General features: G+C 60.8%; 20 protein-coding genes. 8 read left to right on the forward strand and 12 right to left on the reverse strand.

The window, feature by feature from the left end:
- The first annotated feature begins 103 nt into the window (after positions 1–103).
- From H9642_RS08400 to H9642_RS08425, 6 genes are all read left to right on the forward strand, one after another.
- Positions 104–517 (forward strand): CBS domain-containing protein, encoded by a 414-nt coding sequence (locus tag H9642_RS08400; protein WP_251835979.1) that lies wholly within the window; start codon positions 104–106, stop codon positions 515–517.
- Between the two features lie 164 nt (positions 518–681).
- A complete protein-coding gene (locus H9642_RS08405; protein WP_251835980.1) occupies positions 682–2,001 on the forward strand; it encodes a zinc-dependent alcohol dehydrogenase in 1,320 nt (439 codons plus the stop codon).
- Positions 2,002–2,025: 24 nt separating this feature from the next.
- Entirely contained in the window at positions 2,026–2,946 is a 921-nt protein-coding gene (locus tag H9642_RS08410) for a DUF72 domain-containing protein (RefSeq protein WP_251835981.1), read from the forward strand.
- Positions 2,933–3,715 (forward strand): endonuclease/exonuclease/phosphatase family protein, encoded by a 783-nt coding sequence (locus H9642_RS08415; protein ID WP_251835982.1) that lies wholly within the window; start codon positions 2,933–2,935, stop codon positions 3,713–3,715. Before H9642_RS08410 ends, H9642_RS08415 begins: the two co-directional genes overlap by 14 nt.
- The gene (gene clsB, locus H9642_RS08420; protein WP_251835983.1) at positions 3,712–4,923 is read left to right on the forward strand and encodes a cardiolipin synthase ClsB; all 1,212 of its coding nucleotides are present in this window, start codon (positions 3,712–3,714) and stop codon (positions 4,921–4,923) included. Before H9642_RS08415 ends, clsB begins: the two co-directional genes overlap by 4 nt.
- The gene (locus tag H9642_RS08425) at positions 4,920–5,900 is read left to right on the forward strand and encodes a lysylphosphatidylglycerol synthase domain-containing protein (protein WP_251835984.1); all 981 of its coding nucleotides are present in this window, start codon (positions 4,920–4,922) and stop codon (positions 5,898–5,900) included. The genes clsB and H9642_RS08425 overlap by 4 nt, the downstream gene beginning before the upstream one ends.
- A gap of 26 nt (positions 5,901–5,926) precedes the next feature.
- Here H9642_RS08425 and H9642_RS08430 read toward each other — a convergent pair whose 3' ends face one another.
- From H9642_RS08430 to H9642_RS08445, 4 genes are all read right to left on the reverse strand, one after another.
- A complete protein-coding gene (locus tag H9642_RS08430) occupies positions 5,927–6,424 on the reverse strand; it encodes a TIGR00645 family protein (protein WP_251836160.1) in 498 nt (165 codons plus the stop codon).
- 95 nt (positions 6,425–6,519) lie between these two features.
- Positions 6,520–8,718: a 1,4-alpha-glucan branching protein GlgB gene (gene glgB, locus H9642_RS08435; protein ID WP_251835985.1), complete on the reverse strand. Its 2,199-nt coding sequence runs from the start codon at positions 8,716–8,718 to the stop codon at positions 6,520–6,522.
- Positions 8,711–12,034, reverse strand: a complete 3,324-nt coding sequence (gene treS, locus H9642_RS08440) for a maltose alpha-D-glucosyltransferase (protein ID WP_251835986.1) — start codon at positions 12,032–12,034, stop codon at positions 8,711–8,713. The genes glgB and treS overlap by 8 nt, the downstream gene beginning before the upstream one ends.
- A gap of 13 nt (positions 12,035–12,047) precedes the next feature.
- Complete coding sequence (locus H9642_RS08445) at positions 12,048–14,057, reverse strand: alpha-1,4-glucan--maltose-1-phosphate maltosyltransferase (protein WP_251835987.1); 2,010 nt, start codon at positions 14,055–14,057, stop codon at positions 12,048–12,050.
- Between the two features lie 194 nt (positions 14,058–14,251).
- Here H9642_RS08445 and zapE point away from each other — a divergent pair, with 194 nt between their 5' ends.
- Positions 14,252–15,388, forward strand: coding sequence for a cell division protein ZapE (gene zapE / locus H9642_RS08450; RefSeq protein WP_251835988.1), 1,137 nt, complete (start codon positions 14,252–14,254; stop codon positions 15,386–15,388).
- Positions 15,389–15,729: 341 nt separating this feature from the next.
- Here the strand turns inward: zapE and H9642_RS08455 are convergent, their stop codons facing one another.
- The 7 genes from H9642_RS08455 to H9642_RS08480 all read right to left on the reverse strand — a co-directional run bounded on the left by H9642_RS08455 (position 15,730) and on the right by H9642_RS08480 (position 24,311).
- Complete coding sequence (locus tag H9642_RS08455) at positions 15,730–16,593, reverse strand: SDR family oxidoreductase (RefSeq protein ID WP_251835989.1); 864 nt, start codon at positions 16,591–16,593, stop codon at positions 15,730–15,732.
- An 82-nt stretch (positions 16,594–16,675) separates the two neighbouring features.
- On the reverse strand, positions 16,676–19,219 hold the full coding sequence (gene ligD / locus H9642_RS08460) for a DNA ligase D (protein WP_251835990.1): 2,544 nt from the start codon (positions 19,217–19,219) through the stop codon (positions 16,676–16,678).
- 9 nt (positions 19,220–19,228) lie between these two features.
- A complete protein-coding gene (ku, locus tag H9642_RS08465) occupies positions 19,229–20,119 on the reverse strand; it encodes a non-homologous end joining protein Ku (RefSeq protein ID WP_251835991.1) in 891 nt (296 codons plus the stop codon).
- 35 nt (positions 20,120–20,154) lie between these two features.
- A complete protein-coding gene (locus H9642_RS08470) occupies positions 20,155–20,646 on the reverse strand; it encodes an MgtC/SapB family protein (protein ID WP_251835992.1) in 492 nt (163 codons plus the stop codon).
- The gene (locus H9642_RS18330) at positions 20,643–20,786 is read right to left on the reverse strand and encodes a PSPA7_2676 family Cys-rich small protein (protein ID WP_286010277.1); all 144 of its coding nucleotides are present in this window, start codon (positions 20,784–20,786) and stop codon (positions 20,643–20,645) included. Before H9642_RS18330 ends, H9642_RS08470 begins: the two co-directional genes overlap by 4 nt.
- A 683-nt stretch (positions 20,787–21,469) precedes the next feature.
- Positions 21,470–21,634 (reverse strand): con-10 family general stress protein, encoded by a 165-nt coding sequence (locus H9642_RS08475; protein WP_251835993.1) that lies wholly within the window; start codon positions 21,632–21,634, stop codon positions 21,470–21,472.
- Between the two features lie 205 nt (positions 21,635–21,839).
- Positions 21,840–24,311, reverse strand: coding sequence for a glycogen/starch/alpha-glucan phosphorylase (locus tag H9642_RS08480; RefSeq protein WP_251835994.1), 2,472 nt, complete (start codon positions 24,309–24,311; stop codon positions 21,840–21,842).
- Positions 24,312–24,486: 175 nt separating this feature from the next.
- On the opposite strand from H9642_RS08480, the gene H9642_RS08485 reads away from it, so the two are divergent.
- Positions 24,487–24,861 (forward strand): Rho termination factor N-terminal domain-containing protein, encoded by a 375-nt coding sequence (locus H9642_RS08485; protein WP_251835995.1) that lies wholly within the window; start codon positions 24,487–24,489, stop codon positions 24,859–24,861.
- A gap of 30 nt (positions 24,862–24,891) precedes the next feature.
- On the opposite strand, the gene H9642_RS08490 is transcribed toward H9642_RS08485, so the two are convergent.
- The gene (locus tag H9642_RS08490; protein ID WP_251835996.1) at positions 24,892–25,860 is read right to left on the reverse strand and encodes a site-specific integrase; all 969 of its coding nucleotides are present in this window, start codon (positions 25,858–25,860) and stop codon (positions 24,892–24,894) included.
- Positions 25,861–25,928 lie beyond the last annotated feature (68 nt).

Genomic DNA, 25,928 nt, shown 5'->3' on the forward strand with positions numbered 1-25,928 from the left:
CGTATCAATGGACGGACGGACCCTGGCGATCTGAACCCCCCTCCCTTCCCTCAGTCGGACGTTATATCGGCCACCGTACAGCATTACCCCAGTGGAGGATCCCATGAAGATTCGCGACGTCATGACCCGCAATGCACAAACCATCTCGCCCGAGCAGAGCATCCGCGAAGCCGCCGACCTGATGGCGCGCATCGACAGCGGTGCCTTGCTGGTCAATGAAGGTGATCGCCTGGTGGGCATGGTCACCGATCGCGATATCACCATTCGTGCGGTGGCCCAGGGGCTAGGCAGTGACACGCCGGTGCGCAAGGTCATGACCGGTAATATTCGCTACTGCTTCGAAGACGAGGACGTGCAGCACGTGGCGCAGAACATGGCGGATATCCAGGTGCGTCGTCTACCGGTGCTCAACCGTGAGAAACGCCTGATCGGGGTGGTCTCGCTGGGCAACATCGCCAGCTCCAACGATGCCAAGACCAGCGACACCGTACTGCAAGGCGTAACCGAGGCGCATTGATTGCCAAGGTGATCCGGCTACGGGCTGCAGTCAGTGCGCGCGCGCGTAGGGGAGCGGCGGTCTTGCCGCGAAGGCAAAGGCATGGTCGAAGCCCGTGATAACGCTTCGCTCCAAAAACCTAGCGTCCCTTAGCCGGCCAGATATTCAGCCAGAGGACAGGTGCCATGAAAGCTGTGGTTTTTCACGATGTAGGCGACATCCGACTCGACGACGTTCCTGAACCCACCTTGCAAGCACCCACTGATGCCATCGTGCGGCTGACGGCATCGGCCATCTGCGGCACGGACTTGCACTTCGTGCGCGGTACCGTGGCCGGTATGCAACCAGGCACCATCCTAGGGCATGAAGGCGTAGGCATTGTCGAGGCGCTGGGCGAGGACGTGCGCAACCTGCAGATCGGCGACCGCGTCGTCATCGCCTCGACCATTGCCTGTGGTAACTGCGTCTATTGCCGGGCCGGTTATTACGCGCAATGCGACGTGGCCAACCCCAATGGCCCGCAAGCCGGTACCGCCTTCTTTGGCGGCCCGGCTTCGACCGGTCCTTTTCATGGATTGCAGGCGGAGAAGGCGCGCATCCCCTTCGCCCATATCGGCCTGGTCAAATTGCCCAGCGAAATCAGCGACGATCAGGCGATTCTGATTTCGGACATTTTCCCCACTGGGTATTTCGGCGCCGAAATGGCTGAAATTACCCCCGGGGACAGCGTGGCCGTCTTCGGTTGCGGCCCGGTCGGCCAGTTCGCCATTGCCAGCGCCAAACTGTTGGGCGCTGCGCGCATCTTTGCCATCGACCGGCTGGATGACCGGCTGCGCATGGCCTGTCAGCAGGGCGCCGAAGTCATCAACTTTGAACATGAAGACCCGGTTCACGCGCTGCATCGCCTGACCGATGGCATTGGCCCGGACCGCGTCATCGATGCGGTAGGCGTGGACGCCGAACACCCCCACAGCGCAACGCCGCAGCCGGACGACAACCGTTTCCATCAGGAAATGGCCGACATCACGCCTCATACCCACCCGGACGGCGCGAACTGGCACCCGGGCACGGCCCCCAGCCAGGTCCTGCAATGGGCCGTGGAAGCGCTGGCCAAAGCCGGTACGCTGTCAATCATCGGTGTCTACTCGGAGCAGTCGCGCAGTTTTCCCATCGGGTTGGCGATGAACAAGAACCTGACCATCAACATGGGTAACTGTCATCACCGCAAATACATCCCACGCCTGATTGAACTGGTGCAGAGCCGGCGGATCGATCCGGCCGAAATCATCACCCAGATCAAGCCGATGAGCGATGCCATTGCCGCCTTCGAGGCCTTCGACCGGCGCGACAGCGGCTGGGTGAAAGTGGAGCTGCATCCCCAGCGACAACAATCGCGTAGCGGTGATGAACAGATCACCCCCGGTGAGGCACAACTCGACGATGCAATTGAGGACTCGTTTCCGGCTAGCGACCCTCCTTCGATGACCTCGCCCAAGCGTTCGTGACCGCAAAAAAAGACGAAAAGGCCTATGACTGAAGTTCGCATCGGCATTTCCGGCTGGCGCTACGCGCCCTGGCGGGGTGATTTCTACCCCAAAGGCCTCGCCCAGAAGAACGAGCTGCATTTTGCTTCGCGCGCCGTCAGGAGCATCGAAATCAATGGCTCCTTTTATGCGCTGCAGACGCCGCAGCGGTATGCAAGCTGGTACGCCGACACCCCCGACGGGTTCGTGTTCAGCGTCAAGGCGCCGCGTTTCATCACACATGTAAGGCGTCTGCGAGAGGTAGAAACCCCAGTGGCCAATTTTTTTGCATCCGGGGTGCTTAGCCTGCGAGACAAGCTTGGGCCCATCCTCTGGCAGTTCCCGCCCAGCTTCAAATTCGACGCCGAGCAGTTCGAGCATTTTCTTAGCTTGTTGCCGCAATCCACCGATTCAGCTATAGAAACTGCGCAGCACTGCAACGCTGAACTGCGCAAGCCCGGTTATCTGGACCACGATAAAAAGCGCCCACTGCGCCATGCCGTGGAGATCCGCAACAAAAGTTTCGTGGATCCGGCTTTCGTGGCATTGCTGCGCCGTTATCGTGTCGCCCTGGTGGTGGCTGACACAGCGGGCAAATGGCCCTATGCCGAAGACTTGACCGGTGACTTTGTCTACATGCGCCTGCACGGGGATGCCGAGCTGTATGCCAGCGGCTACAGCGAAGAGGCTCTGACACGCTGGCAGAAACGCATCGAAGCCTGGACCCAGGGACGCGAGCCGGCCGATGCCAAGCTGATCAGCGAGGAGCGGGACCAGACGCGTGCGTCTCGTGATCTCTATTGTTATTTTGATAATGACATCAAGGTGCGTGCACCCTACGACGCCCGGCGCTTGCTGGAAAAGCTTGGGCTGGCCGAGGGGCTGGAAACCGTACCGGGACAGGAGGCGCCTCATGACTCATCCTGATGCCCGACTCCGGCAAGCAGCGCTGCCCGCGGTGCAGCGACTGCACATTCTCACCGTAAATACGCACAAGGGCTTCACTCCGTTCAACCGCCGTTTCATTCTCCCCGAGCTGCGCGAGGCGGTGCGCACCTTGTCCACCGACCTGGTGTTTCTGCAGGAAGTCCATGGCACCCATGAACACCATGCTGCGCGGCTGAGCAATTGGCCGCCCACGCCGCAGTACGAGTTTCTTGCCGACAGCATGTGGCCGGAGTACGCCTACGGACGCAATGCCGTGTACCCCCACGGCGACCACGGCAATGCCCTGTTGTCGAAATTCCCGATACTGGCGTTCGATAACCACGATGTCTCCATCGGTCGCCATGAACAGCGTGGCTTGCTGCATTCCGAACTGGATGTGCCGGGCCCCAGGGAAGTGCATGCCATCTGCGTGCACCTCGGCCTGCGCGAAGGCCATCGGCGGCGGCAGCTCAAGCTGCTGTGTCGCTTGCTGGAGGGCTTGCCCAAGGATGCCGCAGTGATCGTTGCCGGTGACTTCAATGACTGGCGCCTGCGTGCTGATCAGCTACTGGCACGCTGTGGCCTGGAAGAAGTGTTCACCCGCGCTCAAGGCACGCCGGCGAAAAGCTTCCCAGCCAGACACCCTTTGCTGCGCCTGGACCGTATCTACCTGCGCAATGCCACCGGGCACGATCCGCAAGTGCTGAGCCACCGGCCTTGGTCCCACTTGTCGGACCATGCGCCGCTGGCTGTAGAGGTACGACTATGACTTTTGCCTGGCGCGGCGGTAATGACGTACAGCTGCTGATCAATGGCGAGGAGTTTTTCCCCAGCGTCTTCGAGAGCATTCGTGCGGCACGCCGGGAAGTCCTCTTGGAAACCTTTATCATTTTCGAGGACAAGGTCGGTATCAAGCTGCAAAAAGCGCTGATCGAGGCCGCCGAACGCGGTGTGACCGTAGAAGTGACCGTCGATGGCTATGGCACCGCGGACCTGAGCTCCGAGTATATTTTGGCTATGACCCGGGTCGGCATCCGAGTGCACATGTTCGATCCCCGTCCTCGGCTGTTAGGCATGCGCACTAACCTGTTCCGGCGCCTGCACCGGAAGATCGTGGTTATCGACGGCGAGCTGGCTTTTATCGGCGGGATCAATTTCTGCATCGACCACCTGGCTGAATTCGGGCCGATGGCCAAGCAGGATTACGCGGTTCGGGTGCGTGGCCCCATCGTTGCCGACATTCATTCGGCTAGTCGCGAGCTGCTCGAACACACCCCGGAGGGCTATCCGGGCGTCGTTCAACCGCGCGATGACCAACCGGCCGGCCGGGTCGCCATGCTGCTGGCGATACGCGACAACGAGGATCACAACACCGACATTGAGGAACAGTACCTGCGCGCCATCCGCAGGGCCCAGCAGCGTTTACTGGTGGCCAATGCCTATTTCTTTCCGGGTTATCGGCTGCTGCGCGAACTGCGCAATGCCGCCCAGCGCGGCGTGCAAGTCACGTTGATTCTGCAAGGCCAACCGGATATGCCCTGGGCGCGAATCTGTGGACGCTTGCTCTACAACTACCTGCTGCGCGACGGTGTGGTGATCCATGAGTATTGTGAAAAGCCGCTGCACGGCAAAGTGGCCATAGCCGACCGGGAATGGTCGACGGTGGGCTCCAGCAACCTTGACCCGCTCAGCCTGTCGCTAAACCTGGAAGCCAATCTGTTCATTCGCGATGCGGGCTTCAACCAGCGTCTTTACGAGCATCTGCAACAACTGGCCATAAGCAGTTGCAAGCAGGTGACCTTGCAGCGGGTCATGCGCGGCTACTGGTGGCGCGCTCCGCTGGTTTTTCTTGGTTATCACTTCACCCGTCGTTTTCCTGCGATCGTCGGCTGGCTCCCGGCGCACCAGCCGCGCCTAACATCCCTGCATCCGGAAACTCCTGTCGAGCAGCCGTACAAGCAGGAAAAAACCTCATGACCACGGTCGGCACGTCAGACGCCACCCGCAAGCCCGGCGCGCGCAAATGGCGGCTGCTGAGTCGTTTCTTGTCGCTGGGCCTGCTGATCCTGGTGCCGTTGATGTTATTCCTGCTGGTCAGGAACCTCGACTGGCAAGAGGTCAAGCAGGCGCTCTATGCCTACAGCCCGGGCACTTTGCTGGCTGGGATCGGCATCAGCCTGGCCAGTTATGTGGTGTTCAGCAGTTTCGATCTGCTCAGCCGAACCTATACCGGCCACACCCTGCCCGCGCGTCAGGTGCTGCCGCTGGCGTTTGTCTGCTACGCCTTCAACCTCAACCTGGGGTCCTGGGTGGGCGGAGTCGCGCTGCGCTACCGGCTCTATTCCCGACTGGGGCTGGATATCGCCACCATTACCCGAATCTTGAGCATGAGCCTGATCACCAACTGGCTGGGCTTTTTCGTGCTGGGTGGGGTTATCTTCTGTCTGGGTCTGCTTGAACTGCCGGAGAGCTGGAGCATCGGTGCGAAGGGTTTGCGCCTGTGCGGCGTCCTGCTGCTGCTCCTTTCTTTCGCCTATCTGTCGGCCTGTGCGTTTGCTCCGAAGCGCACCTGGCATTGGCGCGGCCACCGCATCAGCCTGCCTTCGCTGCGCTTCGCCCTGCTCCAGGCTGGCCTGGGTGCCCTCAACTGGATGTTGATGGCCGGGGTGATTTATCTGCTATTGCCGGAACAGGCCTTTTATTTCTCGGTTCTCGGCATCCTGCTGATCAGCAGCATCGCCGGCGTCATCACCCACATTCCCGCCGGTCTCGGCGTCACCGAGGCCGTGTTCATGGCCATGCTTCAGCACCAGTTTTCCAAGGGCACGATCCTGGCGGCCATGATTGGCTACCGGGCGCTGTATTTCCTGGTGCCGCTGGGCATCGCCTGCGCGGCGTATCTGGTGCTGGAGAAACGCGCCAAGAAAATGCAAGCGCGGACGGCTGGACGTTAGCGAAGTGAGGGTCTCTCGAACACGCCTTATGCCCCTTTGTGTTTTACGTGCTTTTCCATAAAGCCCATGGCAAAGGCAGAGACCACGAAGGTCATGTGGATGATCACGTACCACATCAGCTTGTCGTTGGAGATCTTCTGGGCATCCATGAACATGCGCAGCAAATGAATGGACGATATCGCCACGATCGAAGCAGCAACCTTCAGTTTCAGTGAGCCCGAATCCATCTTGCCAAGCCATTCCAGCTTTTCCATGCCGGCCTTGATGTTCAGTTGCGAGACGAAATTCTCGAAGCCGGAAATCATCACCATCACCACCAGCCCGCCGACCAGGGCCATGTCGATCATCGACAGCACCACCAGGATCAGCTCCGCCTCGCTACGCTCGAACACATGGGGCAGCACATGGAATATTTCCTGGAAGAACTTCAGGGCCAAGGCCAGAAGCGCCAGCGAAAGGCCCAGGTAGATGGGCGCGAGCAGCCAGCGGGCGGTGTAGAGCAGATTCTCCAGAAAGGATTCGATCATTTTCACGGGCAATGAAACTCGGTAGAAAAGCGAAGGGCGCGAAGTATACCGAGCGTCATGGCCCGCAAAAAAGCGAATATTGGTGTATCGCTCTAGAGCGCTTGCGGCCTCAAAATCAGACTTCCTAGCGGCGGCAGGTCCAGACACAGCGACTGCGCCTCGCCGTGACTGACTTCGTCCAATGTCGCGACTTCGCCCATGCAGCCCGCACCGGAGCCGGCATATTCCTCGGCATCGCTGTTCAAGGCCACGGACCATGTGCCCGGTAGAGGTACACCGATGCGGTAGTTGGGGCGTGGTACCGGCGTGCAGTTATGCACCACCAGCAACGGTGCGCCATGGGCGCCGCTGCGCAGCCAGGCGTAAACGCTATTACTGCGGTCATCGCCAATCAACCATTGGAAACCTTCCTCTTGCCCATCCAACTGGTGCAGGGCCGGCTCGTGGCGGTGCAGGTAATTCAGATCGCGGACCAGCCGCTGTACGCCTTGATGATCGCCGTAACGCAGCAGGTACCAGTCCAGTTCATGGTCATGGTCCCATTCGCGCCACTGGCCGAACTCGCAGCCCATGAACAACAGCTTTTTGCCCGGATGGCTCCACATGATGCTGAGATACAGCCGCAGATTGGCGAATTGCTGCCAGCGATCACCGGGCATCTTGTCCAGCAATGAGCGTTTGCCGTGCACCACTTCATCATGGGAAATCGGCAGGATGAAGTGCTCGGAAAACGCGTAGATCAGCCCGAAGGTCAGGCGGTCGTGGTGGTGATTGCGGTTCACCGGGTCTTCCTGGATATAGGCCAGGCTGTCGTGCATCCAGCCCATGTTCCACTTGTACGCAAAGCCCAGGCCGCCTTCCCCGGTTGGCCGGCTTACGCCCGGCCAGGCCGTCGACTCCTCAGCAATTACCAGCGCACCGGGTACTTCGCTGTTGATCACGTCATTGAGGTGGCAGAGAAAATCGATGGCCTCGAGATTTTCCCGGCCACCATGGCGGTTGGGAATCCACTCGCCCTGGTTGCGTGAATAGTCGCGGTAGAGCATCGAGGCCACCGCATCGACGCGCAGCCCGTCGACGTGATAGACGCGCAGCCAGTGCAACGCCGAGGCCAGCATGAAGCCATGCACTTCGGTGCGGCCCAGGTTGTAGATATAGGTATCCCAGTCCTGATGAAAGCCTTCGAACGGGTGCGCATACTCGTACAGCGCGGTGCCGTCGAAGCGCCCGAGACCGTGGGGGTCGGTGGGGAAATGTGCCGGGACCCAATCCAGGATCACGCCGAGCCCTGCCTGGTGGCAGGCGTCGATAAAGGCAGCAAAGTCGCGTGGGCTGCCATAACGTGCGGTGGGTGCGAACTGCCCCAGCGGCTGGTATCCCCAAGAGCCACCGAACGGGTGTTCCATGATCGGCAGCAACTCGATGTGCGTGAAGCCCAGGTCCAGCGCATACGGAATCAACTGTTCTGCCAGCTCGGGCCACGTCAGTGAGCGACCATCGCGACCGCCCTCGCGCCGCCAGGATCCGACATGCACTTCGTAGATGGACAGCGGACGCTGATGGCCTTGCACCGTGGCGCGGCGCTGCATCCAGTCATCATCATGCCAGTCGAAATCGAGAGGTGCCGACACCACCGACCCGGTTGCAGGAGGCGGCTCGCTCGCCAGCGCCATGGGGTCGGCCTTCAACGGCAGCACGCCACCCTGACCGAGGATTTCGTACTTGTAAACTTCGCCGGCTCCCAGGCGCGGCACGAACAGCTCCCAGACCCCGGAAGGATGGCGTAGGCGCATGGGATGGCGGCGACCGTCCCAGGCATTGAAGTTTCCCACCACCGACACGCGCCGCGCATTCGGCGCCCAGACCGCGAAACGCACACCCTTGATGCCTTCATGCCGGGTCAGTTGGGCGCCGAATACCTGGCCCAGTTCGCGGTGGTTGCCCTCGCTGAACAGGTAGATATCCATCTCGCCAAGCAAGGGGCCGAAGGCATAGGAGTCTTCGGTTTCCTGCACTCCACCACTCCAGTGAATGCGGTATCGATAAGCACGAAAGGTGTCGAGGTGCTGGCAGAACAGCCCCGGTGTGGATTGCTGCATGTCCCCCAGACCTTCGCCGCTCTGCGCATCCAGCAGCTCGACGCGCAGCGCACCGGGCAGGTAGGCGCGAATCACCGTACCTTGCCCGGTGGCATGGGGGCCCAGAAAGGCGAAGGGATTGCCGTGCTCGGCCCGTACCAGCGCATCAATGGCCGCACGTTCTCCCGCCGACCAGCCGTGTACGTCACTCATGGCTCTGAACTCCCAACGTCTGGCGCGCCAAGGCCGCTAACCCGTGCAAGGGCACCTCAAGCCAGTCGGGACGGAAACGGGCCTCGTAGCAGACTTCGTAGGCGGCCTTTTCCAGGGTGAATAACGCCAGCGCCGCGTCTTCGGCATCGTCTCCCCAGGCATGGGGCACCGGCGCGGCCGCGTGTCGGTAGGCGTCGAGAAAGGCGGTTTGGGCCTGCTGGCGGTACAGCTCGGCAATGGTGCGGCGAGCCTGCTCGGCCTCGGCGGAGCTGTCACTGCCGTGGGCGTTGCGTCTGGCCATGGCGGCGGCATAGTCGATGGAGCGCAGCACGCCGGCGACATCCTTATAGGGACTGTGTCGGGCGCGCCGCTCTTCCAGGCTGCGCACCGGTTCGCCTTCGAAGTCGATCAGATAGGCATCGCCCTTCACCACCAGCACCTGGCCGAGATGCAAATCGCCATGCACGCGAATGCGCAAACCACCACGCAAACTCCCGGCCAGCGTTTCAATCTGGCGCAGTAGCGCATCACGTTGCCCCGCCAGCCAGTCAGCGGCCTTGCGCGCTGCGCCGGTCAGCGCATCACGTCGCTGCGCCACGGCGTCCAGGGCATCGTTCACCTGCGCGGCAATGCTTCTGTTCCACTCGGCGCAGTTCTGCTCGTTACTTTGCAACGCCCCAAAATCCGCGTTATCCGACGGTTGAGCGAGCATGTCGTGCATTTCGCCCAGGCGTCGCCCCAGCAAGGTGGCGAAGGACTGCAGCTCGCCCAGGGCGGTGTACTGGTTTTCCTGTTCGGACAATCCCCCTGTCAACTCATCGCGAATGGCGCGCTCCAAATTGTTCTGCGTCCATTGCCAGGCATCGCCCTGATTGCTCAGATAGCCCTGCAGAACCATCAACGTATGCGGCGTGCCCTGCTCATCGACTCGACGTACCTCACCCAGCAGCGGTGCGATATTGGTGAAGCCTCGCTCGGTCAGGAAACCACCCATCTCGGTTTCCGGGTGAATGCCCGGCATGACCCGGCGCACCAGCTTGAGCATCATCCGTTCGCCGATGAGCACCGAAGTATTGGATTGCTCAGCCGCAACCAGCTCGATCTCTTCATCGGGCTGGTCCTGCACACCTGCAAACGCAGAGCTGGGTAAAAACTGAATTTCAAAACCGTTACCCATCAAGGGTTTGGGGTTTCTAAGCTGATGCAGTACCTGTCGAGTGAAATCAGGCAGTGTCAGTGCATCGGTCAGCAGCCCGGCGTGGCGTTTGCGACGCAAGCGTGCAAGGGCCAGTTGCTGTGGCAGCGTGTTGCCGGGTTGAAACTCCGGCACGAAGGCGAGCGGCAGTTGATAGTGCATCGGGCCTTCGTTACTGGTGACTTGCACTTCGCTCAGCACGCACAGATCTTCCGGTGCACCGAATGGAATGGCGTACAACAGCGATACGCCCTCTGTCTGTTTACCGGCGAACCAGCGCCGTTTGGGCAGATACGCCGGCAGTGACTCCTTCTCTAGCAACGTGCGGGCCGGCGGCTGCAGAAGTTCGAGCAAATCACGCGAGATGACCAGGGTCGGCAGCTCGGGCATGCGTTCGACCGGTGGGGAATGCCAACTGGGCATATGCGCCTCCTCGGCAAGCAAGAACCAGTAAAAACCATAGGGGGGGAGCGTCAGCAGGTAATTCAGCTGGCCAATGGGCGGGAATGAGCTGCCGCCGAGCATTTCCACCGGCACCTTGCCGGCATAGGCGGACAAATCCAGCTCAGCGGCCTGGGCCGCCCGCGACACGTTGGCGACGCACAGGATGATTTCGTGCCGGCCGTCGACACCGGTGTATTCGCGCAGGTAGGCCAGAATGCGCCGGTTGGCCGGTGCGAGCATTTTTAAAGAGCCACGGCCGAACGCCTTTTGCTGTTTGCGAATCGCGAGCATGCGCCGCGTCCAGTTGAGCAGCGAATGGGGATCGCGCGTCTGTGCCTCGACGTTGATGGTCTGGTAGCCATACAGCGGGTCCATGATTGGCGGCAGCACCAGGCGCGCGGGGTCCGCCTGGGAGAAACCGCCATTGCGGTCGCTGGACCACTGCATGGGCGTGCGGACGCCGTCGCGGTCGCCCAGATAGATGTTGTCGCCCATCCCGATTTCATCGCCGTAGTACAGCGTCGGCGTACCGGGCATGGAAAACAGCAGGCTGTGCAGCAACTCGATACGCCGGCGGTCGCGCTCCACCAGGGGCGCCAGGCGCCGGCGAATACCCAGATTGATCCGCGCGCGCCGGTCGGCGGCGTAGAAATTCCACAGGTAGTCGCGCTCATGGTCGGTGACCATTTCCAGGGTCAGCTCATCGTGATTGCGCAGGAAAATCGCCCACTGACAGTTGGCGGGAATATCCGGAGTCTGGCGGAGAATGTCGGTGATCGGGAAGCGGTCTTCCTGAGCAATCGCCATGTACATGCGCGGCATGAGGGGAAAGTGGAACGCCATATGACATTCGTCGCCGTCACCCCCTTCCGTTCCACCAAAATACATCTGGGTATCTTCCGGCCACTGGTTGGCTTCGGCGAGCAGCATGCGGTCCGGATAATTGGCGTCGATCTCGGCGCGGATTTTTTTCAGAACGACATGGGTTTCCGGCAGGTTCTCGTTATTGGTGCCGTCGCGCTCAATCAGATACGGGATGGCATCCAGGCGCAGGCCGTCGACACCCAGGTCCAGCCAGTAACGCATGATGCTGATCACCGCACGCAGTACTGCCGGATTGTCGAAATTCAAATCCGGCTGGTGGGAATAAAAGCGGTGCCAGAAGTACTGACCTGCCACGGGGTCCCAGGTCCAGTTGGAGGTTTCCGTGTCCAGGAAGATGATGCGCGTGCCGGCGTATTTTTTGTTGCTGTCCGACCACACATAAAAGTCGCGGGCGCGGGAGCCTTTCTTGGCGTTGCGGGCACGCTGGAACCAGGGGTGCTGGTCCGAGGTGTGGTTGATGACCAGTTCGGCGATGACCCGCAGGCTGCGCTTATGTGCCTCGCTGATGAAACGGCGCACATCGGCCAGGTTGCCGTAATCGGGATGGACGCCCCGGTACTCGGCAATATCGTAACCATCATCACGGCGCGGTGAGGGATAGAACGGCAGCAGCCAGATGGTGTTCACGCCAAGACTGGCAATGTAATCCAGCTTATTGATCAGGCCGGCAAAATCGCCAATTCCATCCTGATTGGTGTCGGAATAGGACTTTACGTGCACCTGGTAGATGACGGCGTCCTTGTACCACAGCGGGTCGTTGAGAAAGGCGGCCGGCCTGGGTTTCCTCGCCATGCATATCTCCCTATCAACTGGCCGGACGGATGCGCCAGATCCCGAACGGCAGGTGCCACGGTTCGATGCGCATCCACTGGACCTTGCCATGCCAGGTCCAGCGATGGCCGCTCATGAGATCTTCGCCGTGGAGGCTGGCGTTGTCGGGCAAGTCGAATTCCCACAACGGCAATTCGAAATGCGCTTCCTGGGCATGGTGGGGGTCCAAACTGACCGCCACCAGAATGAAGTTATCCAGTTCCGCCGTGCGTTTACCGAAATACAGGATGTTGTCGTTCCACGCGGTGTATGCCTGAAAGCCCAGGTGCGTGTGCAAGGCAGGGTTACGCCGGCGAATCAGGTTCAGCTGGGCGATTTCACCGACGATGTTCCCAGGCGCACGGAAGTTGCGCGGTTTGATCTGGTACTTCTCCGAGTCCAGGTATTCCTCGCGGCCAGGGATAGGCGCCGACTCGCAGATCTCGAAGCCCGAATACATGCCCCACAGTCCTGAACCCATGGTGGCCAGCACGGCGCGAATCAGAAAACCCGCGCGCCCTGATTCGTGCAAAAAGGAAGGATTAATGTCCGGCGTGTTGACGAAGAAGTTCGGTCGATAGCAGTCCCGCCACGGCGGCTCGTTGAGCTCGGTGAAATAGGTCTGCAGTTCCTCCTTGGTGTTGCGCCAGGTGAAATAGGTGTAGCTCTGGCTGAAACCGAGCTTGCCCAGGCGCGCCATCATCGCGGGGCGCGTGAAGGCCTCGGCCAGGAAGATCACCTCGGGATGCCGGCCACGGATATCGGCGATCAGCCATTCCCAGAACGGCAACGGTTTGGTGTGTGGGTTGTCGACGCGAAACAGCGAGACGCCGTGCATGACCCAGCCTTCCACGACGTCGCGCAGTGCCAGCCACAGCTCGGGAATCGCCCCCTCGGCATAGAAATCGACATTGACGATGTCTTCGTATTTTTTCGGTGGGTTTTCCGCATGGCGAATGCTGCCGTCGGGTCGCCAGCTGAACCAGCCAGGGTGTTCGCGCAGCCAGGGATGATCGGGGGAGCACTGGATGGCGAAGTCCAGGGCAATTTCCAGGCCCAGGGAACGGGCCACGGCCACCAACTCGTGGAAATCCTCGAAGCTGCCCAACTGCGGGTGTAAGGCCTCGTGACCGCCCTCCTCGCTGCCGATGGCATACGGACTGCCGGGATCGCCTTCCTTGGCCAACAGGGCATTGTTGCGGCCCTTGCGGTGGGTGTGGCCAATAGGATGAATGGGCGGGAAATACACTACATCGAAGCCCATGGCGACAATTTCCGGCAGCCTGCGGATCACATCCTTGAAGGTGCCGTGGCGGTGCGGGTCATTAGTGACCGAGCGCGGAAACAACTCATACCAGCTGGCGAACTGCGCCAGCGGTCGCTCCACCTCCAATGGAAATACCGGACTGCGGGTGCGGTGCGGATGTTCGGCGGCCAGCGCGATGGTGCTGATCGTCTGCTTGGCCAGCATCACGGCGACTCGCGCGTCATCGCTGCGCGCCGTGCGCAGCTCATCGAGCACCTGCTGCACCTCGGTACGGTGTTCGGCGGGCGCTGTGTGCGCAACGCGACGTATCAGGCTTTCGCCTTCGGTCAGCTCCAGGCTGATCGGCACGCCTGCGCGGTGTTTTTTTTGCAGTTCGTTACAGAAGGAGCCGTATTGGTCCCACCAGGCTTCAATGGCAAACACCCAGCGCCCCGGATGGGCCGGCAGCAGCTCGGCCTGCCAGTGGTCGTTGGTGATAAAGGTCAGCGGCACCCGCTGCCAGTGGGTGTAGTTGACCGGTCGCCAGAGCAGCTCGGCGGCAAGCTGATCATGGCCATCGGCAAAGATCACCGCCGATACGGTCACGGGCTGACCACTGATGGCCTTGGCGGCAAAGCGTCCGCCGTCGACCACAGGCTCGACCGATTCGATAGCGATTCGCGGCAAGGTCAGCGCTTCCTCCAGGCCGACGTTACCGTTCAGGCGCCAGGAAGGCTCATGGGGGGTGTCTAGGGGCATCGACAATTCCTTGGTGCTGCGAGCGACTCGAGCAGGCTGGCATGCTGGATCAGCAACAGCCGACCTGTTATTCCGAGCCCTTGCCCCAGGCAAAGTTCAGCCCTCAAGCCGGGTGGTGCGGTGCCGCGTCAGGCAACATGCGCGGATGAAGACGTATACTCGCGGCCCTTGTTAGCGCCATGAGCCGGTTTTCCATGACGGACGTCCCTACCCCGCTGATGCTGTACCGCCAGGCCATCGAACAGCACGGCTTTCACTCCGACCCCGCCCAGTGGCACGCTGCGCAGTCACTGGATGATTGCCACCGCACTCTGCACAGTCAGTCGGAGAAACCGCAGACCATTGCAGGGATTTACCTGTGGGGCCCGGTCGGGCGCGGCAAAACCTGGTTGATGGACAGTTTTTATCGCAGCCTGCGAGTGCCCGCGCGGCGACAGCATTTCCACCATTTCATGCGCTGGGTGCATCAACGACTGTTTCAGCTGACCGGCACGCCCGATCCGTTGCAGGCGCTGGCCCGGGAACTGAGCGAAGAGGTGCGGGTACTGTGCTTCGATGAACTGTTCGTCAGTGATATCGCCGATGCCATGCTGCTGGGCCGGCTGCTGCGGGTGATGTTCGAGGAAGGTGTGGTGCTGGTCGCCACCTCCAATCAGCCCCCGCACCAGCTGTATGCCGAGGGCTACAACCGCGAGCGTTTTCTTCCCGCCGTGGAGGCCATCGACCGTCACATGCAGATTGTCAGTGTGGATGGTGGCCAGGATCACCGTTTGCATCCGGGCGCTGCGCAACAGCGCTACTGGGTTACCGAAGCCGGTCAGCCCAGCGCGTTGGCCGTCTTGTTCAAGCAACTGGCCGGCACCGATCCGGCGTGCAGCGAAGCCCTGTCGATCGGCCACCGCTCCATTGCCGTGGTACGCCAGAGCGAGTCGGTACTCTGGTGCCGGTTCGCCGACCTGTGCGAGCATCCCTTGTCAGCGCTGGACTTCATTGCCCTGGGCGACCGCTTCAGCGCCATTCTGATCGGCGAGGTGCCGAATCTCAGCGCCGCGCCGCGCGAAGGTCGCATCGCCCGTGGCACCGAGGACGGGGTGGAACGGGTCGCGGCCGGTGATCGTCAACTGCCGGAACTGTCGGTGCATGACGACAGCGTGCGGCGCTTCATTGCCCTGGTGGATGAGTGCTATGACCGACGCATCCCGCTGTATCTGGAAGCGGCGGTACCGCTGGATGAGCTGTACACCGAAGGCTACCTGGCGTTTCCCTTTCGCCGCACCTTGAGCCGCCTGCGGGAAATGCAGCTGCAACGCTTTGGTGAATGTATCGAGTGACAGCACGTCTGTAGGATGGCGTTGAGCGCAGCGATACCCGTCGTGTGGGCTTGTGACGCTGATGGGCCGAATGATTCAGCAGAGGTGTGCAAGCGTACCTGTAGGGGCGAATTCATTCGCCATTGCACAAGCCATCCGATGTCCGTTGGGCGGCGACGGATGGCAGATGTTCGGCTGTCATCCATACCTTCGATGTTCGTCGCCGCACCGATGTGCTGGGTGCGCAGTGTCCGGCGAATAAATTTCGCCCCTACAAAAGTCCAGCACCTGGCCTTGCTGATCGTTCCACGCTCCGCGCCTTAGCGAACGCAGCGCTTCAACTCCACCTAAGCGCGCGGCGATCACCCATTCACCACGCTGCCGCCGTTGACATGCAGCACCTGCCCGCACACATAGGACGAGTCGTCGCTGGCCAGGTAGACATAAGCCGGCGCCACCTCGGCCGGCTGTCCGGGACGACCGAGCGGAGTCTCGGCGCCGAAGCTGGCCACCTGTTCGGCGCTGAAGGTCGAGGCGATCAAGGGCGTCCAGATGGGTCCCGGCGCCACCGCATTGACACGAATGCCCCGGGACGCCAGGTTGATGGCCAAGGAACGGGTGAATGAAGTGATCGCGCCTTTGGTGGAAGAATAATCCAACAGTTTCGGATTGCCCTTGTAGGCCGTGATCGAGGTGGTGTTGATGATGGTCGCCCCCGGCTTCAGGTGCGGCAGCACCGCCTTGGTCAGCAGAAACATGCCGAAAATATTGGTGCGGAAGGTCTTTTCCCACTGCTCCACGGTGATGTCTTCCAAGGATTCCTGGGGATGCTGTTCACCGGCATTGTTGACCAGGATGTCGATCTGTCCCCATTGCTTGAGTGTTTCCTCGACCACCTTGTCGCAGAAGTCTTCGCCGGCAACATCGCCGGCAAAACCGATGACCTCGCTGCCGCTCTGCTCGATCTCGCTGCGGGTCAGGTCGGCATCTTCATATTCATTCAGATAGAGCATGACGATGCGCGCGCCTTCTCTGGCGTAATGCACGGCCACGGCGCGGCCAATGCCACTGTCCGCTCCGGTGATGATGGCTACCTTGCCTTCAAGCTTGCCGGCAGGCTTGTAGGTTTTTGCCAGATAGACAGGCTGCGGGATCATTTCCTCCTCCGAACCTGGGCGATGCTCCTGGTGCTGAGGCGGCAGGGTTTTCTTGCCTTGCTCGGCCATGATGGTCTCCGGTGGATAGGTGATACATACAAAGCCGACTGAGTGGAGGACCAAGGGTTCAGCTCACCAGACGCACAGCCCGCTACTTCTCCTCCACGCCCAATTGCTCCCACATCGCCCGAGTAATCCGCTGGCGATTGGCATAGCCCTTCCAGGGATCACCCTTCATGTTGTCCAGCCGCTCGTGCAGGTTGTGAATCGTCCACTGGTTTGAGCTGTGTAGCTCGGTCAGTTCGTCACGGGCGATGGGCACTGACACCGCCAGGCCCGGTCGGGCGCGCACCGAGTAGGCGCACACGGTGCTGGCGCCGCGCTGGTTGCGCAGGTAATCGATAAAGATCTTGCCGACCCGGTTCTTCGGCCCCGACGTGGCGGTAAAACGCTCCGGCAACTGACGCGTCAGGAGCTGGGCAATCGCCTTGCTGAAGCGTTTCACGGCGTCCCAGTCGTCGCGGCGAGCCAGGGGCACGATGATGTGCAAACCCTTGCCACCGCTGGTTTTCAAAAACGCCGAGAGTTTCAGCTCATCGAGCACCGTCAGGGTCAGCTGCGCCGCTTCCAGCATACTGCGCCAGGGCAGCGCCGGGTCCGGGTCGAGGTCGAGGACAAAGTGGTCCGGCGTTTCGATGCGGTCGTGGGTGGCGCCCCAGGTGTGCAGCTCGATGGTGCCCATCTGTACGGCGCCAATCAGCGCCTGCAGGCTGTCGATTTCCATGAGCTGATCGTGCTTGGGGTCCAGCGCGCGATCGAGGTGCTTGATGTGCGGGATGGCCAGGCGCACCGCGTGTTTCTGAAAGAATTGTTCGCCACCTACCCCGTCCGGGGCACGCAACAGAGACACTGGACGGTTGTCCAGTTTGGGCAGAATCCACTCGGCAATGCTGGCGTAGAAGCGCGCCAGGTCGAGTTTCGTCGCGCCGCTTTCGGGGTCGATCACCCGCTGCGGATTACTGATGCGGATCTCCGCCACCAGATCGCTTGCCGCCGGACTGCCGGCCACCGGATTGCCGGTGGGCGCGGCCTTAGTGGCGCTGCTTTTCAGCTCGGCAGGTTTCACCGCCCGTTCATGAACAATTTCCTCGGCTGGTTTGTCGCTGCGCTGGGCGATGAACGCCGCCTGGCGCACGATTCCTTCACGGGTCCATTCGGCAAATTCCACCTCGCCCACAAGCTTGGGCTCGATCCAGTGCACGTCCTTGATGGCGGTGCCACGCGGTGGGTTGGCGAGCGGTGCGTCGGCACGTTCCAGTTTGCGCATCTGGGCGTGCAGGGCTTTCAGGCTGTGTTCGTTGAACCCGGTGCCCACCCGTCCGGCGTAGCGCAAGCCGTCCTTGTCATTGACGGCCAGCAACAGCGCACCGAACCCGCTGCGGCTGCCCTTGGGCTTGCTGTAGCCGATAATCACGAATTCCTGGCGCAAGCGGCACTTGAGCTTGATCCAGTCGGGGCTGCGTCGTGATTGATAAGTGCTGCCGGCGCGCTTGCCGATTACGCCCTCCAGGGACATGGCACAGGCACTGGCGAGGATGTCGTGGTGGCTGGCCTGAAAGGCTTCGGAAAAACGCAGCAATGGCTGCGGCTTGTCCATCAACGCCTGTTGCAGCGCCGCGCGCCGTTCCTCTACGGGGCGTTCACGCAGGTCTTCGCCATTCAAAAAGGGCGCATCGAACAGGTAATACACAATTTCCTGGCTGCGCCCCAGGTCAAAGGCATTCTGCAGTGACTGAAAATCCGGCAAGCCTTTCTCGTTGAGCACCACCACCTCCCCGTCCAGCCAGCTGTTGGGCAGGCCCAGCTCGGCAATGGCTTCGGCCTGCTGCGACAAGCGCTCGGTCCAGTCGTTGCCCTTGCGGGTATACAGGCGCACCCCATCGACGGTAATGCAAGCCAGCATGCGATAGCCGTCAAATTTGATCTCGTACAGCCAGTCGCCCGGTGGCGGACGGTCCACCAGCGTGGCCAGTTCCGGGGTCAGGCTGTCCGGTACCGCGACCGCTGCCTTGCGGGGCTTGGCTGCAGTGGATTTGGCTGTCTTGCTTGTTGGCTTTTTCTCCGTGATCCGCGCGCTGCTCAACACGCTTTCCGGGCGCGCCTGCACGATGTCGTAATCGCTGGCGGGACGCGCCGTACCGTCGCGCTCCTTGATCAACAGCCATTGCTCCTTGTCGCCGCTGCCGCGCAGGTGGGTGCGTACCAGGGTCCAGTCGCCGCTGAGTTTTTCGCCCACCAGGGTGAACTTCAGCTTGCCGTCCCGGTACGCCGCGACCGGATCGCCGTGGGGCTGCCAGACGCCATGATCCCAGACGATCACGTCACCCGCGCCATAATGCCCAGCGGGAATGCTGCCTTCAAAGCTCGCATATTCCAGCGGGTGATCTTCCACGTGGACGGCCAGGCGCTTGTCGTTGGGGTCCAGGCTGGGGCCCTTGGGCACTGCCCAGCTTTTCAAGGTGCCGTTCAGCTCAAGGCGAAAGTCATAGTGCAGACGTCGCGCATCATGCTTCTGAATCACGAAACTTAGCGCCTTGTCGCTGTTGCGGCTCTTTTTTCGCGTCGTGTCGCCGCTCGGTTCAGGCGTCGCGGCAAAGTTGCGCTTGCGCTGGTAATGGCTCAACGGGTCGGCCATGGATATTCCTCATTTGCTGCGCGCGGTCTTGCCGGTTTTCTTGCGCGGCGCGGGTTTTTCCTTTGGCGTGCTGGCCGTGTCGTCCGTGTCCGCTTTCGCGCTTTCCCCGCGCTTGCCGCTCAGGCTGCGCTTGAGCAGTTCGGTCAGGTCGATGACATCGGCGCTGCGCCGCGCCTCGCCTGCCTCGACGCCTTCGACATGGGTGATCTTGCCGGCGCTGGCCTTCTCTTCCACCAGCTCCATGATTTTTTCCTGGAAGGTGTCGCGGTAGTCGTCGGGTTGCCAGTCGCCGCTCATGTCCTCGATCAGGCGCTTGGCCATGTCCAGTTCCGCCTTGGCCAGGTCCGGTTTGCTGACCGCGCTGCCCAGTTCGAGAATCGCCAAGCTGCGCACCTCGGCGGGCCAGCGCAGCTTGACCAGTACCAGTGCATCTTCCAGGGGCATCAATGCCGCCAAGTATTGCCGGGTATGCAGCACGACGCGGGCCAGGGCCACCCGGCCGCTGCCTCTCAAGGCCTCACGCAACAGGGCGTAGACCTTCTCGCCACGCTTTTCGGGGCTCAGGTAATACGGCGTGTCGATGTTCTGCAGCGGGATTTGCTCGCGTTCGACGAAGGTGAAGATATCGATGGTCTGCGTCGATTGCGGATGGGCCGTGCGGATTTCCTCTTCGCTGAGGACCACATAACGCCCCTTCTCGAACTGCACGCCCTTGACGATATTTTCCGAGGTGATTTCCTTGCCGGTCACCTTGTTGATGCGCTTGTAACCGACCGGGTCCATGCTGCGCTTGTCCAGCCAGTCGAAGTCCACGCCCTGGCTGGAAGTGGCCGACACCAGGCCCACCGGGATGTGTACCAGGCCGAAGCTGATTGCGCCTTTCCAGATGGATCGAGGCATTGTTGCGATCCTCCAAATTCCTGAAAAGTGACCGCTTACTCCTTGGTTTTCTTTTCCAGATGATCGACAAGGTGCGGCACCAGGTTGAGCACAATCAAGCCCAGCAAGGTACCCAGCACGGCTGTGGCTTCACTGCCCATGCCCACCGACATGCCAATGGCCGCGGTGAGCCAGATGCCGGCCGCCGTGGTCAGTCCCTTGACCTCATTGATGTGGTCGTTTTTCAGTATGGTTCCGGCGCAGAGAAATCCAACTCCGGCGACGACACCCTGAATGACTCGGCTCATGGCGTCCTCAAGGGCACCGTCCAGCTGCGGTACCAGCACGAACATCGCTGAGCCCAGCGCGACCAGCATATGGGTACGCACTCCGGCCGCCTTGCCACTATGCTCACGCTCATAGCCCAGCAAGGCGCCCAGTAACGCAGCCAGAAACAAACGCAGGGTGACGCGAACGGCCTGGTCCAGCTCGGCGATATCGGAAAACTCATCTGTAAGCGTTTCTACGATTACCGCCCATGCGCTCATCCCGACAATTCCTGCCCCACTGATCTGTAGCGAGTGCTGGCGCAGCGAAGGCAGCGCTGACAAAACATATCTTCCTGACCAAGGCGCACCTGAATGGGTTGTGTCCAGCTGCATCCTGCCAACAGGCAACGGAAAACCATAACGCCTCCTTATGCGGGTTCACCGCGGGATTAGGGCTCAAGGGTTTCGACTGCGAAAAGCAAACGATGGTTGCCTCAAGAGACGAAACCGAGCACAAACTTGCGGGGCTTCAGCGATGCGGAGGAAAACATAGGAGCGGAATGCCCCAGGACAGCCAGCCTACTTGCTTTTCACCTCCCATAACGGGTCCAGGCGAGTCGTATGACCTGGGCTCATCATTTCCGCTCCACGGGGAGGCTGCGCCGGGCTGGGAAATCTGGCGGGAATGCGAAAGGAATAAAACGGCTGCGAAATCGATGATTCGGCGTCTGGCCCAAAGAGGAAAACGCGCATGGCAAAATTCAAACCCTGTATATCTATACAGCAATCTGGAAAAAACCATTTTGTGCAGCCCTTGCGAACGCAGGGGACAATCGTTGGGATTTTTGCGCGGGTAGAAACGCCCGAGAATGCGGTGGCTTACAACAGCCAAGGCCACATTCAATCTTCTCGCCGGTTGGGATTTAGTTGCTTACCCCTGTTCCCTTGGTTTTGATCGTATTGCCGATTGGTGCCCTTCGTTCCCTGGTTGGCGTTTTGCTGATTTGCGCTGTTGTCGGCGGGATCAATACGCTTACGGGGCATGACACCCCCCTCAGCGGGTGGCGGAAGCTTCCCGCTTCCGCCGCGCGCAACTTACAGGTTAGTTGCGCTTGCTGCTTTGACCCCCTTTCTTGCCTGCTTCAGAGGCACGTTCGGGATCATTCTTGAAATTGCCACCACTGACGTGGCCCCCTTTTTTCCCCGCTTCGGAAGCGCGTTGCGGGTCCTCAGCGAAGTTGCCTTTACCACCTTGACGGTCAGCCATTTCTAAATGCCTCTTTTCAGGTTTGGTAAACAGGCGCGTTACGCACCTATATCCATGGATGCCCCTCTCATGAGGAAGTTCGCCTCTTTTTAAGAGCAACATTGCATCGATAACAGTGTTTCAGGCATAGGATGGAACAAGGCAGCTGGCCATGGCGAAGCGCTGAATTGGTGATGCAACCTGTTTATTCAGGTGCGCTTCGTCACTACTCGCCAAGCTTTCCGCTACCCCCTGGCATGACGTTCCAAATGTCGGCCGCATATTCGCGAATCGCGCGATCCGATGAAAACCAGCCCGTGCGCGCGGTATTCAAGACCGAAGATTTCCACCAGTGCATGGGACGTTTCCACAGCGCTTCGACCCGCAGTTGCGCTTGCCAATAGGCCTCGAAGTCGGCACAAACCAGGAAGCGATCGTGATACTGCAACCCCTCGACCAAGCCGGCATAGCGATTCGGGTCGTCGGGGGAAAACACCCCGTTGCGAATGGCTTCCAGAGCACTGGCCAGGCGCTGCGAGTGGGCGATTTCCGCTGACATGTCCAGGCCGGCCAGCCGACGCATGGCGACTTGCTCAGCGGACATGCCGAAGATGAACATGTTTTCGGTACCGATACGCTCGCTCATTTCCACATTGGCGCCGTCCATGGTGCCGATGGTCAGGGCGCCATTGAGGGCGAATTTCATGTTGCTGGTGCCTGAGGCCTCCATGCCGGCGGTCGATATCTGCTCGGACAGGTCGGCGGCCGGGATGATCACCTCCGCCAGGGTGACGTTGTAATTGGGAATGAACACCACCTTGAGCAGGCCGCGCAACGTAGGGTCGTGGTTGATCGTGCGGCTGATGTCGTTCGCCAGTTTGATGATCAGCTTGGCTTGGTAATAGCTGGCCGCCGCCTTGCCGGCGAAGATCTTTACCCGGGGCACCCAGTCGGTGGCCGGGTCGTTGCGGATCGCCTGGTACAGCGCCACACAATGCAGCAGGTTGAGCAACTGGCGCTTGTACTCATGGATGCGCTTGACCTGCACATCGAAGATCGCCTCGGTATCCAGCGTGATCCCTAGCCACGACTGCACCAGGTTGGCCAACGCCTGCTTGTTGTGCTGGCGCTGCTCCATGAAGCGTTTGCGAAACGAGGACTTCTCCGCGCAAGGCTCCAGTTTCTGCAGCAACCGCTCGGGGGCATCCAGCAGTTCATCCCCCAGGTGCTCGACCAGCAGGCTGGTCAGTTGTGGGTTGGACTGGTACAGCCAGCGCCGAAAGGTCACCCCGTTGGTCTTGTTGTTAATGCGGTTGGGGTACAGGCGATGCAGGTCGCGGAACACGGTCTCGCGCATCAGTTCGGTGTGCAGTGCGGAAACGCCGTTGACGCTGTGGGAGCCCAGAAAAGCCAGGTTGCCCATGCGTACACGGCGGCCCTGGTCTTCTTCGATCAGCGACACGGAGCGCAACAGCGCAAAATCGTGAATGTCCTTGGCGCGCAACATGTCGATGTGGTGCGCGTTGATCAGATAGATGATCTGCATGTGTCGTGGCAACAGGCGCTCCATCAACGAGACCGGCCAGGACTCCAGCGCCTCGGGCAACAAGGTGTGATTGGTATAGGCCAGGGTGGCTACAGTCAGTTGCCAGGCCTGCTCCCAGGCCAGCCCATGCTCATCCACTAGCAGGCGCATCAACTCGGCTACGGCGATGGCTGGATGGGTATCGTTGAGCTGAATCGCCACCATGTCGGGCAGGCGCTGGATGTCATGGTGTTTGACATGCCGGTGCAGCAAGTCCTGCAGCGAGGCGGAAACAAAAAAGTATTCCTGGCGCAGGCGCAATTCCTGGCCGGCCTCAGTGATATCCGCAGGGTACAGGACCCGGGAAATGCTTTCGGCCTTGACCGCCTCGGCCACGGCACCGAGGTGATCCCCAGCGTTGAAACGCTCCAGCTGTAAAAAGCGTTCCGCCCGCGATCGCCATAAACGCAATGTGTTCACGCTGGCGCGCTTCCAGCCGATGATGGGCGTGTCGTAGGCAATGGCCCGCACCGTTTCGGTGGGCTGCCAGCTTTGCCGGCCGAGGCCGTGACTGGCAGCTTGAACCGTGCTGACACTGCCCCCGAAGCCGATGGTATAGCCGGCCTCCGAACGTTCAAACTCCCAGGGATTGCCAAAATCCAGCCAGGTTTCGGTGTGCTCGTGCTGCCAGCCGTCGATGATCACCTGGCGGAACAAGCCATGCTCGTAACGAATGCCGTAGCCATGGGCGGCCACGCCAAGGGTCGCCATACTCTCCATGAAACACGCCGCCAGGCGCCCCAGGCCGCCGTTACCCAGCGCGGCATCCGGCTCCAATTCGCTGATGTCCTGCAAATCGACATTCAGCTCGGCCAACGCCTCGCGGGCGGTTTCCATCAGACCCAGATTGCTCAGGTTATCGATCAGCAGCCGGCCGATGAGGAACTCCAGCGACAGGTAATAGACGCGCTTTTGCTCGCTGCGGTCGATCTGCAACGCCGAGTCCTCCCAGTTGTCCACCAGGTAATCACGGGTTGCCAGGGCCACGGCTTCAAACCAGTCATGCTTGCAGGCCGAGGTGAGGTCCTTGCCGGTCGCATATTTGAGTTTTGACAGAATGCGCTCGCGGAACACCGCGACACTCTCGAGACTGGAACATTCTGGCCGGGACATGAGGACGCCTCTCTCTAGTCGTGGCATTGAGCACCTTCATGCCGTGATGCCTACTGGATGACTAAGCGTGAGGCTGCCGCGAGCGGGCGGGAGTTCCCTCGAACCAATTCCTGGCCCGCCGCTCCACATGGATGACGCTGTGCATTTTTGTGTGGGTTTTATGGAGAGTGCCGCCATGCCTCGCGGAAGCAAAGAGAAATACACCGACAAGCAAAAGCGCAAGGCCGAGCATATCGAGGACAGCTACAAGGAAAAGGGCGTTTCGGAGGATGAAGCCGAGGCGCGCGCCTGGGCGACGGTCAATAAGCAGTCCGGTGGCGGTGAGCGCAAGGGTGGCTCTGGTCAGAAGAAGTCGTCGACAGCCAAGACTCAGGATCGCCAGCAATCAGCGCGTCGCGCGGTGGCCACCAAGCACGGCGTGCCCCGCTCCAAGTCCGCCAGCCTGGAAGAGCAGACCAAGGCGCAGCTGCTGGAAAAAGCCCGCGCCAAGAATATTCCCGGCCGTTCCACCATGCGCAAGCAGGAGCTGATCGAGGCGCTTCAGCGCTGATTGAAACGTCGCGACAAGTCGCCCGTCCTCTTACTTATCCCTCGCGAGTGCTGGCAAGTGTTCAGCGTTCAACAAGGGCGCCTTCGCCGCCAGACCGCCGAAGGAGATGGCCGGGTCGACATAACGCATCGCCGATTTCATGTCCTTCCAGCCGATATAGGTCATCAGGGTTTTTAGGTCCCAGCCATTGGCGGTCGCCCAGGTCGCGAAGCCGCGACGCAACGAGTGGCTGGTGTACAGCTCGGCCGGCACGCCGGCGCGCTGCAAGATCTGCCGCAGCAGCGCGATCATGCTGCCGGGGTGCAACCCCTCCTCGCCCAAATGCCCCCAACGGCTGATGCGCCGGAACACCGCGCCCTGACTGATCCCCGCGACACCAATCCAGGACAGATAGGCCTGCACCGGGCACAACTGTTTCAACGCCGGCGCCTGGTAGGTGGTGCCGAGATTTTGCCGGTCACCTTTACTGAACGGCAGGTAGAGCGTCATGCCACTCCCCGCCTCGGCCTGAATGTGTTCAATTTGCAGGCGACACAGCTCATCGCTGCGAAACCCCCGCCAAAAACCCAGCAACACTAACGCCGCATCGCGCCTGCTGCGCAACAGCCGCGCGCTGTTTCCTGCGTTCAGGGCGTCGTCCGCCTCCTGTTCCAGCCAGGCGACGGTTTGCTGCAGATGCTGCAACTGCAACGGCGCCGCCTGTTTTTCCTGGGCTGGATGCAAGGTACGGATACCTTTCAGCACCTGGCGCACCAGCGGCGCTTTGGTCGGATCGGGAAAGCCCTGACTGACATGCCATTGCGCCAAAGCCGCCAGGCGTTGCTTGAGCGTGTTCAGCGAAAGCGTCTGCGCATGGGCAGCCAGGTAGCGCGCGACGCTCTCGCTGGTGGCCGGCAGAAAGCCGCCCCAGCTCACTTCGAAATGCTCAATGGCCGACTGATAGCTACGCCGCGTGTTCTCCCGCGTACTCGCCTGCAGATAGCGCTCGATATCGCTCATGGTCTACTCCCGCCTGCCCAGGCGTACTGAATTGCATCCCACAGACACCGATTTGCGTGATGACACGG

It is taken from the genome of Serpens gallinarum, assembly GCF_014836765.1.
Lineage (GTDB): Bacteria > Pseudomonadota > Gammaproteobacteria > Pseudomonadales > Pseudomonadaceae > Serpens > Serpens gallinarum.

Coding starts and splice junctions, on each gene's coding strand:
- H9642_RS08480 (WP_251835994.1), bottom strand. CDS start 24,311: ATGTCCCGGCCAGAATGTTCCAGTCTCGAGAGTGTCGCGGTGTTCCGC.
- H9642_RS08445 (WP_251835987.1), bottom strand. CDS start 14,057: ATGCCCCTAGACACCCCCCATGAGCCTTCCTGGCGCCTGAACGGTAAC.
- H9642_RS18330 (WP_286010277.1), bottom strand. CDS start 20,786: ATGGTTTTCCGTTGCCTGTTGGCAGGATGCAGCTGGACACAACCCATT.
- H9642_RS08475 (WP_251835993.1), bottom strand. CDS start 21,634: ATGGCTGACCGTCAAGGTGGTAAAGGCAACTTCGCTGAGGACCCGCAA.
- H9642_RS08415 (WP_251835982.1), top strand. CDS start 2,933: ATGACTCATCCTGATGCCCGACTCCGGCAAGCAGCGCTGCCCGCGGTG.
- H9642_RS08400 (WP_251835979.1), top strand. CDS start 104: ATGAAGATTCGCGACGTCATGACCCGCAATGCACAAACCATCTCGCCC.
- H9642_RS08490 (WP_251835996.1), bottom strand. CDS start 25,860: ATGAGCGATATCGAGCGCTATCTGCAGGCGAGTACGCGGGAGAACACG.
- zapE (WP_251835988.1), top strand. CDS start 14,252: ATGACGGACGTCCCTACCCCGCTGATGCTGTACCGCCAGGCCATCGAA.
- H9642_RS08485 (WP_251835995.1), top strand. CDS start 24,487: ATGCCTCGCGGAAGCAAAGAGAAATACACCGACAAGCAAAAGCGCAAG.
- H9642_RS08455 (WP_251835989.1), bottom strand. CDS start 16,593: ATGGCCGAGCAAGGCAAGAAAACCCTGCCGCCTCAGCACCAGGAGCAT.
- H9642_RS08405 (WP_251835980.1), top strand. CDS start 682: ATGAAAGCTGTGGTTTTTCACGATGTAGGCGACATCCGACTCGACGAC.
- H9642_RS08425 (WP_251835984.1), top strand. CDS start 4,920: ATGACCACGGTCGGCACGTCAGACGCCACCCGCAAGCCCGGCGCGCGC.
- glgB (WP_251835985.1), bottom strand. CDS start 8,718: ATGAGTGACGTACACGGCTGGTCGGCGGGAGAACGTGCGGCCATTGAT.
- H9642_RS08470 (WP_251835992.1), bottom strand. CDS start 20,646: ATGAGCGCATGGGCGGTAATCGTAGAAACGCTTACAGATGAGTTTTCC.
- clsB (WP_251835983.1), top strand. CDS start 3,712: ATGACTTTTGCCTGGCGCGGCGGTAATGACGTACAGCTGCTGATCAAT.
- ku (WP_251835991.1), bottom strand. CDS start 20,119: ATGCCTCGATCCATCTGGAAAGGCGCAATCAGCTTCGGCCTGGTACAC.
- ligD (WP_251835990.1), bottom strand. CDS start 19,219: ATGGCCGACCCGTTGAGCCATTACCAGCGCAAGCGCAACTTTGCCGCG.
- treS (WP_251835986.1), bottom strand. CDS start 12,034: ATGGCGAGGAAACCCAGGCCGGCCGCCTTTCTCAACGACCCGCTGTGG.
- H9642_RS08410 (WP_251835981.1), top strand. CDS start 2,026: ATGACTGAAGTTCGCATCGGCATTTCCGGCTGGCGCTACGCGCCCTGG.